At 42.0% G+C, this 13,295-nt stretch carries 9 protein-coding genes and 2 tRNA genes; 4 read left to right on the top strand and 7 right to left on the bottom strand.

The window, feature by feature from the left end; genetic code table 11:
- Positions 1-12: 12 nt before the first annotated feature.
- Both KKA81_13670 and KKA81_13675 read right to left on the bottom strand, forming a co-directional pair.
- Positions 13-1,392, bottom strand: coding sequence for a sigma-54 dependent transcriptional regulator (locus KKA81_13670; protein ID MBU2651973.1), 1,380 nt, complete (start codon positions 1,390-1,392; stop codon positions 13-15).
- A 1-nt stretch (position 1,393) separates the two neighbouring features.
- The gene (locus KKA81_13675) at positions 1,394-3,634 is read right to left on the bottom strand and encodes a PAS domain S-box protein (protein MBU2651974.1); all 2,241 of its coding nucleotides are present in this window, start codon (positions 3,632-3,634) and stop codon (positions 1,394-1,396) included.
- A gap of 80 nt (positions 3,635-3,714) precedes the next feature.
- On the opposite strand from KKA81_13675, the gene pdxH reads away from it, so the two are divergent.
- A complete protein-coding gene (gene pdxH, locus KKA81_13680) occupies positions 3,715-4,359 on the top strand; it encodes a pyridoxamine 5'-phosphate oxidase (protein MBU2651975.1) in 645 nt (214 codons plus the stop codon).
- Here the strand turns inward: pdxH and KKA81_13685 are convergent, their stop codons facing one another.
- The 5 genes from KKA81_13685 to KKA81_13705 form a co-directional block, all read right to left on the bottom strand.
- Positions 4,360-5,106, bottom strand: coding sequence for a leucine-rich repeat domain-containing protein (locus KKA81_13685; GenBank protein ID MBU2651976.1), 747 nt, complete (start codon positions 5,104-5,106; stop codon positions 4,360-4,362).
- Between the two features lie 92 nt (positions 5,107-5,198).
- Positions 5,199-8,102 (bottom strand): TonB-dependent receptor, encoded by a 2,904-nt coding sequence (locus KKA81_13690; GenBank protein MBU2651977.1) that lies wholly within the window; start codon positions 8,100-8,102, stop codon positions 5,199-5,201.
- Positions 8,103-8,202: 100 nt separating this feature from the next.
- Positions 8,203-9,378, bottom strand: coding sequence for a hypothetical protein (locus KKA81_13695; GenBank protein MBU2651978.1), 1,176 nt, complete (start codon positions 9,376-9,378; stop codon positions 8,203-8,205).
- Between the two features lie 172 nt (positions 9,379-9,550).
- Positions 9,551-10,240 (bottom strand): response regulator transcription factor, encoded by a 690-nt coding sequence (locus KKA81_13700; GenBank protein ID MBU2651979.1) that lies wholly within the window; start codon positions 10,238-10,240, stop codon positions 9,551-9,553.
- 270 nt (positions 10,241-10,510) lie between these two features.
- The gene (locus tag KKA81_13705; protein ID MBU2651980.1) at positions 10,511-12,058 is read right to left on the bottom strand and encodes a DUF4301 family protein; all 1,548 of its coding nucleotides are present in this window, start codon (positions 12,056-12,058) and stop codon (positions 10,511-10,513) included.
- A 123-nt stretch (positions 12,059-12,181) separates the two neighbouring features.
- Between KKA81_13705 and KKA81_13710 the strand changes: the two genes are divergently transcribed.
- From KKA81_13710 to pepE, 3 genes are all read left to right on the top strand, one after another.
- A tRNA-Leu gene (locus KKA81_13710) sits at positions 12,182-12,268 on the top strand.
- 74 nt (positions 12,269-12,342) lie between these two features.
- A tRNA-Leu gene (locus KKA81_13715) sits at positions 12,343-12,426 on the top strand.
- 68 nt (positions 12,427-12,494) lie between these two features.
- The gene (pepE, locus tag KKA81_13720; protein MBU2651981.1) at positions 12,495-13,229 is read left to right on the top strand and encodes a dipeptidase PepE; all 735 of its coding nucleotides are present in this window, start codon (positions 12,495-12,497) and stop codon (positions 13,227-13,229) included.
- Positions 13,230-13,295: the final 66 nt, after the last annotated feature.

The following is a 13,295-nucleotide window of genomic DNA, read 5'->3' on the forward strand; positions in this document are numbered from 1 at the left end:
CTGCGCTTTTTTTTATATCCCGAATTTTTTCATCCTCCGGTTCAGTGATTGCCAGGTAATATTAAGCAATGCAGCCGCCTTTGCTTTATTGTAACCGGATTTTTTCAGGGCTCTCAGGATCAATTCTTTTTCGGCTTGTTCAAGATCCATTTCCTCTGCGGTTGCCGGCTTTTCAGCTTCCTGTTTCTTCATGGCCAGATCGGGTAAGAGGTTTTCAAAGTCAGCCCAGCTAAGCTCGTTCCCCTCGCTAAGGATCAGTGCCCTCTCCACCAGATTTTTCAATTCCCTCACATTTCCCGGAAAAGCATAACTTTTCAGATTATGAGGTATGTTGGCATCAATGGATTGAATATTTTTCCCAAGCTTATCATTGAACATGCCGAGGAAATGGTTAAGCAGCAAAGGAATATCCTCTTTGCGTTCTTTTAAAGGGGGAATATGGATAAGGAATGAACTAAGGCGGTGATACAGGTCCAGGCGGAACCGGTTTTCCCTGACCAGTTTAAGGAGATCTTTATTTGAAGCTGCAATCACTCTGACATCTACGGATATTTCTTTATGCGAACCTACTTTCTTAACCTTTTTTTCATCCAGGATCCTCAATAACTTAGCCTGCTGATTCATAGGCATATCACCAATCTCATCCAGGAATAAAGTTCCATTGTTTGCGATTTCGAACCATCCGCTCCGATCATCGTCGGCACCCGTGAATGATCCTTTTTTATGACCGAAGAATTCACTTTCGAAAAGAGTTTCCGGAATGGCTGAACAATTTACCGTAAAAAAATACTCATTTCTTCTCTTGCTCATGAAATGTATTCCTCTGGCTACAAGCTCTTTGCCCGTTCCACTTTCCCCTGTTATCAACACTGTAGTATGATCAGCGGACGCTACTTTCGACATAATGCCTACGATATCACGCATCGCGGGCGTTCGTCCGATCAGCTGGTGCCCGATATTCGACTGGAGTTCCTTTGATAACAGTGAGTATTGTTTTTCAACTTTTTTAAGTTTATTCGCCATGTCGACAAACCGTCTTGTGCGCTCGATGGCGTTATTAATGTCGACCAGGCGAAATGGTTTGGGAAAATAATCTGCAGCTCCAAGCCGCATTGCTTCAATAACAGTATTCATGTCCCCATGACCGGAGATCATGATCACTTCCAAATCGTTGAACTGCTGTTTTATTTTCCCCAGGAATTGAAGACCATCCATTTCCGGCAGTTTGATATCCAGGATCAAAATATCGATTTCCTTTTCGTTCAGGATCCGGTAAGCCTCCGAAGGAACTTCTGCCTTTAATACATTATAAGACCGTTCCAGCAGAAACTCCTCGATTTCGTTTCTCACCCTTTCTTCATCATCCAGGATTAAAATACTAAGATCTTTCATATTACTTTTTACCCTTATATTCCGGTATATCGACAATCATGCGAGTAAATTCATTTTCTTTACTCTCGGGATAGATTTCCCCTTTCATCTCCTTAATAATCCCATAGATAATGGATAATCCAAGCCCTGTCCCCATTTCGGCTTTTTTGGTTGTAAAAAAGGGATCGAAGATATTTCCTATGATTTTTTCAGGGATTCCTGTTCCGTTATCCTCTATGGTTATTATGATCCTGCTGTTCTTTTTTAAAGACTTAATGAGTATTTTTTTCTGGTAATCAAGGTCGTTTAGCTTTTCAGCTTTTTCATCTATGGCATGTTTGGCATTTGAAAGGAGATTCAGAATAACTTGCTCGAGCTTATACATGTTTCCTTCAGCATAGCAATCATTGTCAGCGAGCTGGAGCGACAGAGAAATTTTATGGTTCCGGTATTGATTGGTTATAAGAGAAAGTGCATTAATAATAACATCGTTAATGGATATCTTTTCAATTTTTTCCGCCTGCTGGTCGCGTGAGAATATCCTGATATGTTCGATAATATTTCTAATTCTGGCAATATCCTGGAATAATGAGTCAAATTTACGCTCTACATATTCTTTGGAAAGTTCATCCTTGGAAAGTTTATCCAGGATATTGTCGAGTCCCATGGAAATGCTTCCCAGTGGCTGGTTTATTTCGTGAGCCATCCCTGCGGCCAGTTCTCCGAGAGATTCCAGTTTGGATTTTTGAATCAGAAGTTGTTGTTGTGTTTTAATTTTTTCCAGTTCTTCCTTTACCCTGTTTTCAAGGTTTCTGTTCAGTTCTTTGAGAGCTTCGGCAGTTTTCTTTCGTTCTGTTATATCGGTAAGGAAAGAAAGAACGGCAGGGTCTCCTTCCCAGGTAATAAGATTTGATTTTAATTCAAACCATTTAGCATCACCCTCTTTATCCAGGAACTGAATGTCGTATCTCTCTTCGACTTTTTCTCCTTTGAGTCGGCGGATATGGTTGTCAAGCACCATTTCCCGGTAGTCGGGATGAAGAAAGTCAACGAAAGGTTTTCCAATAGACTCTTTGGGAAGGTAACCGGTCATTTCATAAAGCTTGGGGTTGATAAACTTCACCATGCCGTTGACCGAAAGGAGTATGCCGTCGTTGGCATTTTCAAAGATTTGCCTGTACTTCTCTTCACTTTCCCTGAGCATCATTTCCATCTGAGCTCTTTCCTGGATTTCGGACTGGAGCGCTTTTGTTCGCTGATTTATCCTGTTTTCCAGTTCGTTATTCAGCCGTAGAAGCTCCACCTCAACTTTTTTTCTATGAATGGCGGCCCCCATGATATCCGCGGCAGCCATCAGGGCACTGACCTCAGCTTCTGTCCATTCCCTTTTCTCCATGCACTGATCAAAACCGATAAATCCCCACCAGTTATTATAAACAAATATGGGGACTACAATAAGGCTGATGATCTTTTGAGCCTGCAAGACATTTTGTTCCGAGTCAGGAAAATCTTCTATATGGCCATAAATGGGTTTTCCCCTGCCCAATACCTTGTACCATCGCCGGAACCCATCCTCTTCAAAAGAAACATTCTGCAAGGCAGGATTGTCTATCTGTGGCTCAATATGCTCTGATACCCATTCGTATTGCTGGCTCGTGAATGTCTTTCCATCTTCATTGACCTGGTTTTCGAAAATGTATACCCGGCTTACACGGGTAGCGGAACCAAGGCGTTTCAAAACATTTTTTATACTCTGCTTTCCATAATTGAATTTCAGAAATTGTTCGGCGGCGTAACTCACAGCCCTCATAATCTCTTCACTATGTTTCAGAGCTTTTTCTATCCTCTTCCTGCGGGCTTCCTGTTCTGATGCACGCCGTTCAAGCTGAATTTCACAGGATATGTGCTGCAAAATCTTTTGCAACTTTTCTTCACTGACCGGTTTGATAAGAAACCCTTTGACTCCATATTCTATGGCTTGAAGAAAATATCGTGACTCCACGAACACCGAGGCGATTATAATACGGGCAAACTTATTCTTTTCACGAATCTTGTGAATCAATTCAAAGCCATCTGCATCGGGCAATTTTATGTCTGTTATAATCAAGTCGGGCTGTTCCTTCTCATAAATTTTTATAGCCTCATTATACCCCGATGCCTTGCTGACCTTTTCCGTTACACGGCAGACTTTATCATAAAGAGCCCATTCTCCCTGTACAGGAGATTCGACAACCAACGCGGAGATTAATTGTTTATGGATCATAGAACGGTGGGATTTATGATTATCCGTTATGCTAAGTTAATATTTTTCGGAAAGCATGCCCGCACAATTGAAAATAAACAATGGACAGGAAAACAATACAGGGCCTTAGAAACGAGTATCTTTCAGGCATCCTGGAAGAATCCGGTTTGCCGGATAATCCGCAAACGTTATTCGGTCAGTGGTTAAAAGAAGCTATTGGTAAAGGAATTCCGGAGGCCAATGCCATGGCGCTTAGTACAGTTTCTTCTGAGGGAAGACCATCGAGCCGTATTGTTTTGATGAAAGATTATCAGGATGGTAGCCCGGTATTTTTTACCAATTATAGCAGCCGAAAAGCCGGTGAAATAGAAAATAACTCCGCCGCAAGCCTGCTTTTTTTCTGGAAGGAACTGGATCGGCAGATCCGGATTGAGGGTTTTATTCAAAAAACCAAGCCGGAGGTATCCGATGAATATTTCCTGGAAAGACCTGGTGCTAGCAGGGTGGGGGCAATAATTTCACCTCAGAGTATGGAAATCCCTGACAGAAGCTTCCTGGAAAATCGATTCGATGAATTCATGACACAAAAGGATGTCCTGAAAGAAAAAAGGCCTCAATTTTGGGGTGGTTATCAGTTAATTCCTGATTATTACGAGTTTTGGCAGGGACGGGAAAACCGTCTTCACGACCGTATATGTTATCGAAAGGCCGGGAAGGCCTGGACCAGAGCAAGGCTTGCACCCTGATCAGTCTAGTAAGATCTTCGTTTTGGGCATTAATACCCTAAGACTATCAATCATTTCCCTGGGTATTTCATTTCCTCTGAGATATATGGATCTCAGTTTTTGTAGATCTGTTATCTCATAAGGTAAGGATTTGATTTGATTGTAAGAGATATACAATATTTCGAGGTTCTTGAGATCTGCAATGCCTGGGCTGATTTCAGAAATTTGGTTATTATCAATTTTTAATACTTTTAAATTCCTCATTCCGTATAATCTTTCAGGAATCTCCCTGAGATTGTTGTGGCTCAGATGTAATTCCTCGAGGCTTTGCATTTCCATCAGTTCGGTAGGTATAACTGAAAGCTTATTGTTTTCGATAATAAGCCGTTTCAGATTTGGTAAGCGGTAAATTACGTCCGGAACCTTGCTGAAGTTGTTAAATCCGAGGTACAGATCCTGAAGGTAAAGCATGTCACCAATATATTGAGGTAGAGATGTGAGATCGTTCCTGGTTAATTCCAATACATTGAGATAGCGGAACTTGAATAATTTGGGAGGGACAGACTCAAGGTTCTGATTAAAAATGAGAAGTTTATAAACCGAATCGGGTGACTCCAAAGCCTCTTCCAATGAACGGTATGTTTTTAACTGATATAGTTCCTGCAAGGAGAATAGTTTTTCAGGCTCAAATTGCTCGTAACGGATTCTTCGTTCGCAGGCAACTGAAAGCAATGATAAAACTAAAACTATGGCTGTTATTTTTTTCATATCCTAAACGTGTTATATGATTGCAAGTTAAGAAAAATGCAGGATACTTGTGGAATTCTGCATTATAATTTATTTGCTAACCCGGGCTGATTTTAAAAGAATGAATACGAGAAGCTGATTTTAAAAGCCGTACCGGGTGATAGTTTTGTAAAGGGTTGATCCTCGGCTTTGTACGACTTTGAAATCAATTCTTTGTCGTCGTTCAGGATATTATCGATTTTTAATCCGATCTGCATCCTGTTGTCCTTGCCGAATTTTTTTGATGAATTGAAGTTTAAGCTATGGAAAGGAACGGTGTAGATATCCGGCCGGTCGACAATACCCACGTACTGGAGGGTTTGTCCCTGGACGTTGTAATACAGGCCTGCCTCAAATCCGTTCCAGAATCCATTTTCACCGCCGTTATAGGATAATCCGCCATTAACAATATATGGGGCTTGTCCTGCCATAACCCGGTATTTATCGATATTTTCACCCGTGCGGGCATTTTCAACCCGGGAATTGTATTCCGTTGAGCTGAGTTTAATGCTGGAATGCGTATAGGTGAAATTGAAAAGAATACTGAAATTTTCTAACGTTTTAGCAATATTGCCAAGGCTTAGTCTCATTTCTGCTTCGGCTCCGTAAACCTGGCCGTCGCCAACGTTTCTGGGTTGAAATGAACCAACCAGGGTTGCATATTGAACGATCTCAATGGGCCTGATGAATTGTTTGTAAAACGCGCTCAGAGAAAACATCTGGCCATTCTCAAAAAACAATTCCCATCGCAGATCATAGTTGTGTATATTGGTACTGGTCAGATTCCCATCCCAATACTCTAAACCCCTTACATCATCGGCATCGCGAAAAAGACCTCCAATAAAGGTTCTGCCGCTAACAGGGTCGTAAATTTCGGCGTATGACAATTCTTTAAATGAAGGTCTGGCAATTGTTTTTGAATATCCTGCGCGGAGGTTTTGTTTTTCCGTGAGGTTGTAAATAAGGTTGATTGCCGGGAAGAAATCAATATTGTCGAGTACTACATCATCGTTTAGCACAATGTTTCCCAACTGATTCTGACCGGTATAACGCTGGACATAGTTTTCAAACCTAACACCTAGAATGGCACGGAGTTTAGTGAATAGTGAAGCTTCGAAAGAAACATAACCGGCAATATTATTGACACTGGAGTTGAATTTATTTGGGTTGGTCGGAACAAAGTTGGCATCAAAGGTTGTACCCCGTGTGACATAACTTGTTGTTCCATCGAAATACGGCCAGATATTATAATCGAAGAATAACTCATCCGGATTTCCGGTTAAGGGGATATCCCGAATATTGAGAGCAAAGGTACGAACCTCGAATTCTCGTTGTTTATAGGTATACGCACCACCAAATTCAACTTTAGCTCCCTGGCCCATGATATCAAAGTTTTTGGTTATATGGGCGATACCGGCCATATTGAACTCTTCCAGGTCACGCCAAAGTCTTTCGGGAAACCCTACCTCGGTTCCTATAGACCATTTTCCATCTCTATCCTCATAGCGTGTAAAACGGATATCAGGATCCTGTATTTTTGATAGGGTAGGGGACAGTTTCCACTCCACTTCCCATCTTTTTTCGGGAAAAGCATGTTTCCCATCGAGCAATAGGTTGGTTAAAGATCTTTCACTATAATCGAGGTTATGCTGGAAACCATAGAAATTGGAACCCTGGTCGGAACCACGGTAATCGAAAATACCGGCTTTGGATTCCCCGTTTTGAAGGTGCAGCAGGTTCAGGCGATATTTAGAGTTTTTGGTTTTAATGGCTAAGCCGGCAAGTCCGCTCCAAAGGATATTGCTTACGCCGTAATCACCTTTTTGAAATTCACGGATTTCCATTTCATAAACGCTCTTATCTCCGGAAAGGCCGTATCTTCCGAATTCGGCATCTTTATAATATTCAGTTTCGTTTTTGTACGAAAGGGCAAGATTATATCCGAAAGTAAATCTTTTGCCTGGTTTTTGGTTTCCAAAAGAAAATCCAAATCCCCAGTCCATGAAACTCTTTTCTTTATAGGCTGCCATATGCGGGTTGAAATCATTGAGGATCTCGCGGTAGCGTTGCCCTTTCGGTCCATCAGGGTTACCAACGGCTTCGGAAAAGAAGGGAATATTGCTGGTTGCGGGAATTGCGCGTGTCCCATCATCGAAACCCAGGAAATCGGTTTTGCCACCTTCGTAGGTCAGATAATTGCTGTTGAAGTGCATGGAAGGATTATAACCAAGGTTTAATGAAACATTACCTTTTTTTTCTTCCGGAAAATCTTTCGTTTCAATATCGATAATACCACCGGTGAAGTCGGCGGGTAGTTTTGCATTGAAAGATTTATGAACAATGATGTTATCTATAACATTGGTTGGAAACAGGTCCATTTGTAAAGTGTTCCTGTCGGGGTCCAGACCAGGGATATCGATTTCATTAAGGACGGTTTTGGTATAGCGGTCGCCGAGGCCTCTAACGTAAACATATTTTCCTCCTTCTACCGATATTCCAGGGACACGTTTCATGGATGAGGCGGCGTCGGAGTCTCCCATTTTGCGGAATCCTGCGGCGGAAATACCGTCCACGACATTTGCGGATTTCCTTTTAATGGTAAGGAGGGCATTCTCATTATTTCTAACGGCCTGAGCAGCAATAACGACTTCAGAAAGCTCGAAGGTAACTTCCTGGAGGCCGATATCATTAACAACGGTAACCTCTCCTGATTTTACCAAAATGTCTTTTATCGTATAGGCCTGGTAGGAAATATAGGAAATGGATAAATTGCAGTTGCCAGGAGCCACTTTAATGTTGAATTTACCGTCGAGGTCGGTGATGGTACCGATGGTTGTTCCTTCAATGACCACGGAAACACCGGGTAGTGATTCCCCGTTGGCGGCATCGAACACGGTTCCTCTGATAAACCCATCCTGGGAAAACGAATTTACTGCAACAACCAGCAAGAAAAGCCAAGTTATAAATATTGAACGCATGGTATTTGATATGTTTTGAAATAGGGGTTTTATTAATCAAATAAAACACGCAAGTTGTGATAACCTGCGTGTTTTATATACTATTTAATAAACGCGATTCTTAGAAATTGTCGAGAGCGCCGGAGACGGAAGCCCATGACCAGTTCTGGAATTTGGTTACATCAGCACCAACGGTATTTGCACCTTCAGCAACTTCGGTGACGATAGCATCGATACCATCTTTAAAGAAATCGGCTTTAGTAAATCCGGCGGGGATGGTAGCCTGGAAATTAGCGGCAACCAATCCTGTAGGTTTGAGGTCGAAATCCTGTCCATCAGCGAGGCCGAAGAAATAGATTGCAGACATTTCAACGATGGAGTTATCATCGAGATCAACAAGACCATCTGCACCATCTGCAAATAAAGTTCCGTTAATCAGAAGATGACCGGCTTCCATAGTTCCTTCCGGGCCGTCGAGTTCGCAGCATTCATCACCAGGATTAACCACGATGAAGTTGTTAAGAGTTCCTGCCCAAGACTGGTCAGTATCTACTGCGTCGTCACCGGTGTTCCAAATAACGGCGTTGGTAACGTTAACAGTACCGCCAAACCATTCAATACCGTCATCCTGATTGGAAACGATTTCAACATTTTCGATAATGGTTTCGGAACCAACACCACCAAGGGTCAGACCGTTGATTTCATTACCTTCACCAATGTTGGTGCCACCGTGACGGATGGAGATATACTTAATAACGCCTGAGTTGTCAGTAGGAGTGCTGCCACCATAAAGTCCGTTCTGGTCTGAAGGAGGAATACCTTCGATCTGTACAGAAGGAGCATCAGCGGAGATAGGAGCGTTTCCAAGAACGATAACTCCACCCCAAAGACCGTTCAGGTCAGGGTCAAGATTCGGGCTGGCAATATCACCGGCTTTAATCTCGTCGGCAACAGATGTGAAAATAATAGGTTGGGTAGCTGTTCCCTGAGCATCGATTTTGCCACCACGGGCAACGAGGAGGGCAGTAGCGTTAGCACCGGTTCCGGCTTCGCCTTTAATAATAACACCGGGCTGAATGGTAAGTGTGGCACCGGCGGTCACGGTAACGCGTGAAGCAAGTGTGTAGGTGTTTCCTGTTGCCCAGGTTGTGTTGGATGTAATGTTTTGAGCTACTGTAAATTCAGTTGGAGCAGGAGCGGGGGTTTCATCGTTAGCGGCATCTTTCTTACAAGCTGAAATGGTAACCATAATGGCCAGCATAAGCATGGCTAAAATCTGGAAATTCTTCTTTTTCATGATGTTAAATGTTTTTGTTATTGATTTAATTAGGGGTAAATCTTTTGGTGCAAAGGAATAAGTTATGTAATAATTGAATTTTAACCTTTCGTTAATAATTTGTTAAGTTATGCTACATTGAATGTTTGAGAGTTAACATTAAATTAATATACATGCATTGTTAATCAATCACTTAACTCCCAAGATAGCTATAACCAATACCCTTGTATGTTTTGATATTGTCAATCCCAATTTTTTCACGGATCTTTCTTACATGAACATCAATGGTTCTGTCCCCGACCACCACGTCACTTCCCCATACCTTGCTTAGGATATCTTCACGGGTGAATACTTTGTCGGGCTTGGAGGTAAGCAGTGAAAGGAGTTCAAATTCCTTTTTAGGCAGAATGATTTCTTTTCCGTTTTTAATAACGAGGTATTTGTCTTTATCGATGATGATATCGTTTAATCGGATCACTGAGCTGTTAGCTGTGCTTCCCGATTGGGATCTTCTGAGTAAAGCGCTGACCCGGCTGCTTAAGACACTGGGTTTAATGGGTTTTTTGATAAAATCGTCGGCACCGGCTTCGAATCCTGCTATTTGCGTATAATCTTCTCCTATGGCGCTCAGAATAGCAATAATGGTATTTTTAAGTTCAGGGATTTTCCTTATCTCTTCGCAGGTCTCTATGCCGTCCATCTCCGGCATCATCACATCCAGTATTATTAATGACGGAAGAAATTCCCTGGCATTTTGCAAGGCTTCTTTACCATTGGTTGCAGTATAAACCCTGTATCCATTCTTCTTCAGGTTATAACTGATAAACTCCAGGATGTCCGGTTCGTCATCTACAAGTAATATGGTGTTTTCAGATAATGCCATAGGAAATTGCACGGAATTTTACGCTGCAAAATTCCATATATCCCTTAAACTGAATGTAAAATATTTGTTAAGGTTATATTAATGTTTGGAAGAAAAGAATGAGGGAAGTAAGTAATAATTAATGTCAGGTTGCAGGCTACATGCTACATGTTGCAAGTTGCAAGTTACAAGTTACAGGTTGTAACCTGTAACCTGCAGCATGAAACTATTTGTTCATCTATCCTGATGCACACATCAATAACTTATAACTCATAACTCATAACTCATAACTCACACGTGTTGTTCTCTCAGCAGGTCGTTGATCGTTTTAACGGGGTTAAAGGTGATAATGGGCACTTCCACAAAAATGGTATTCCAATCGGCCATGGCTCCATTCCAGAGGCCAGGTAGTTCCAGGGCTTTTAATTCCTTACCGTCTTTCGATTTATAGGAGATAAAACCGGTATTGGGGTCGATATAATTTTTAAGATTGAAGTGTTTGCCCTCGAAGTTATTTGTGGCACAAACAAGATCAACGGGATTAAAATGAGTTGAGGCTCTCAGAACATCCATCTGTAAGGGGTTGGCACTGTCAATCTGAGAGGCTTCAACGATTTGCAGTGTTTTTTCCCCTTTGTCGTTGATCACCCAGAAAGGACCACCTCCCGGCTCTCCTTCGTTTTTAACCATACCGCACACCCGGATGGGGCGGTTTAGTTTGCTTTCTATGTAGGTGAACTGTTTTCCGATGTCAAGATCGTTAAAGTCTTCCGGAAAATGTATCATGAGTTCATTTTCCATAAAGGCTTTGATGTCTTCAATATCGTGCTCATTAAACTGCCCTTTGTCGATCCTTCTCAGATGATCGAAGACCTTTTCCTGTATTTCCAAAAGAATACCGGCCAGTAATTTTTTATATCGGTAGGTTTCCTGTTTTAATCGGTCTGGAACAATGTTGTCAATATTCTTGATGAAAATTATATCGGCATGGATACTATTCAGGTTTTCGATCAGCGCTCCGTGGCCTCCCGGACGGAAAACGATCTCCCCATTACGGTCCCTGAAAGGCTGATTGTTTAGGTCGACTGCCAGTGTGTCGGTGGATTCCTTTTGAGTGCTGAATTCGATATGGTATTCTACTCCAAATTGTTTCTCATACCTGAGCTTTACCCTGTCGGCTGTTTCCCGGAAAGCATCCATATGTTCCGGAGAAACAGTAAAATGAATGTATACCTTATTATTATCATTACGGGCGTAAAACGCTCCCTCAACCATGTGTTCCTCCAAAGCCATGCGATTACCATCGGAATAACGGTGAAACCTGAGAAGACCCTTCGGCAGACTGCCATAGTTCATTCCATGTTCAAAAAGGATGTGGTGCAGGATGGTTTTGTAATCTTTTTTCCGAATGAGATCTTCAACGCTTAGTTTGTTTTCCTCCAGGATGGCAGATAAATGCTCGTGAAAAGCAAATTGTCTGAGATTGCTCAGGAAATGGAAGGCTGAATTGAAGGATTGGTCACTTTCCAGCTTTCTGAGCATATTTTCTTCACTTTCCGATTCCAGGAGTTCGTAAAGATGTTTGAACATTCGTGTGGCTGCGCCGGAGGCAGGTACAAATTTAACCAGTTTCTTGCCATTTACGTGATTCTCAAAAAGACGGATGTATTTATCTGTCTCTTCTTCTTCGTAAACTTTAATACCATGACCGGGTATCGCGGGCGCATAAAGGGTAATAAAGGGGAAACCATGATTAAACTGCCTTATTTGCTTTTCAATCTGCTGCTTGCTGATGCCTTTCTTTTCAAATAACGCCAGATCCTGTGCTGAAAAATCCATGCTGCTGATTTATTTTTGACAAAAATAGAAATTCTGTGAATCTGCATTATCCAAAAGTTTATTAAAATAACATTAAAAATATTTCCGCGGTTTTGGAAATTTGCTAATTTTGCAATCCGTTTTGCCCAGGTGGCGGAAATGGTAGACGCGCATGGTTGAGGGCCATGTTTCCGATCGGAAGTGCAAGTTCGATTCTTGTCCTGGGCACCAGATAGATTGTCAATTCTGTATTCTGTATTCTGTATTTTCAGAGGATGAATAATGACGGATGACGGTTTTCTCTGGCCCAAGTGGCGGAATTGGTAGACGCGCTACATTCAGGGTGTAGTGGGCGAACGCCCGTGAAGGTTCGAGTCCTTTCTTGGGCACAAATAATCCAAACTTTAGTCATTGACCGTGCTTGCACGGTCAATGATTTTTTTTAATAACAATAAATATGAACTTACTCTTAATCAGCAATTCTACAAACTACGGGGAAAAGTATCTTGAATGGCCTAAGAATCATATTAAAGCATTCATGCAGGGTTTTGACGGGAAAGAGATATTGTTCATTCCCTATGCAGGCGTGGGCATGGATCCGGATAACCTGAATAAGTCCTATGATATCTATGAGAAAAAGGTTGCTGATGTGTTCAGTGAATTGGGTTTGATCATTCATTCCATTCATCATTATGACAATCCGGTAGAAGCAGTTAACCAGGCAAAAGCAATTGCAGTTGGTGGTGGGAATACTTTTCATCTGGTAGCGAAATTGCATGAATACAGGTTGATGGATGCAATAGCAAATAAAGTCAGATCCGGCATGCCTTACATGGGTTGGAGTGCCGGTTCCAACGTTGCCTGTCCTTCGCTTATGACTACCAACGATATGCCCATCATCCAGCCGGAAAGCTTTCGTTGCATGAACATTATTCCTTTTCAGATCAATCCGCATTATATTGATGCACATATCCAGGGTCATGCAGGGGAATCACGGAAACAAAGGCTTGATGAGTTTATGATCATCAATAAGGATATGCCTGTGGTAGGATTAAGGGAAGCCACACTCCTGGAAATTCATCAGGAAGATATTCAGCTTAAGGGCTCGAGACCTTTGGTCTATTTCAGGTTCGGAAATGAACCGGTCGATTATAACCCCGGCGACGACATTTCCTTCTTACTCAAAGCTTAGTATTATACAGCAGATCTGATCTAAAACGGATAGTCTGTTATAGAAATCTGAAGGGACTAAGAATGA

This window comes from Bacteroidota bacterium (genome assembly GCA_018831055.1).
Classification (GTDB): Bacteria; Bacteroidota; Bacteroidia; order Bacteroidales; family B18-G4; genus M55B132.

Bases quoted from the DNA above. Each gene is read 5' to 3' on its own strand.
- KKA81_13670 (MBU2651973.1), bottom strand. From the start codon at position 1,392: ATGAAAGATCTTAGTATTTTAATCCTGGATGATGAAGAAAGGGTGAGA.
- KKA81_13705 (MBU2651980.1), bottom strand. From the start codon at position 12,058: ATGGATTTTTCAGCACAGGATCTGGCGTTATTTGAAAAGAAAGGCATC.
- KKA81_13695 (MBU2651978.1), bottom strand. From the start codon at position 9,378: ATGAAAAAGAAGAATTTCCAGATTTTAGCCATGCTTATGCTGGCCATT.
- KKA81_13685 (MBU2651976.1), bottom strand. From the start codon at position 5,106: ATGAAAAAAATAACAGCCATAGTTTTAGTTTTATCATTGCTTTCAGTT.
- KKA81_13675 (MBU2651974.1), bottom strand. From the start codon at position 3,634: ATGATCCATAAACAATTAATCTCCGCGTTGGTTGTCGAATCTCCTGTA.
- pepE (MBU2651981.1), top strand. From the start codon at position 12,495: ATGAACTTACTCTTAATCAGCAATTCTACAAACTACGGGGAAAAGTAT.
- KKA81_13690 (MBU2651977.1), bottom strand. From the start codon at position 8,102: ATGCGTTCAATATTTATAACTTGGCTTTTCTTGCTGGTTGTTGCAGTA.
- KKA81_13700 (MBU2651979.1), bottom strand. From the start codon at position 10,240: ATGGCATTATCTGAAAACACCATATTACTTGTAGATGACGAACCGGAC.
- pdxH (MBU2651975.1), top strand. From the start codon at position 3,715: ATGGACAGGAAAACAATACAGGGCCTTAGAAACGAGTATCTTTCAGGC.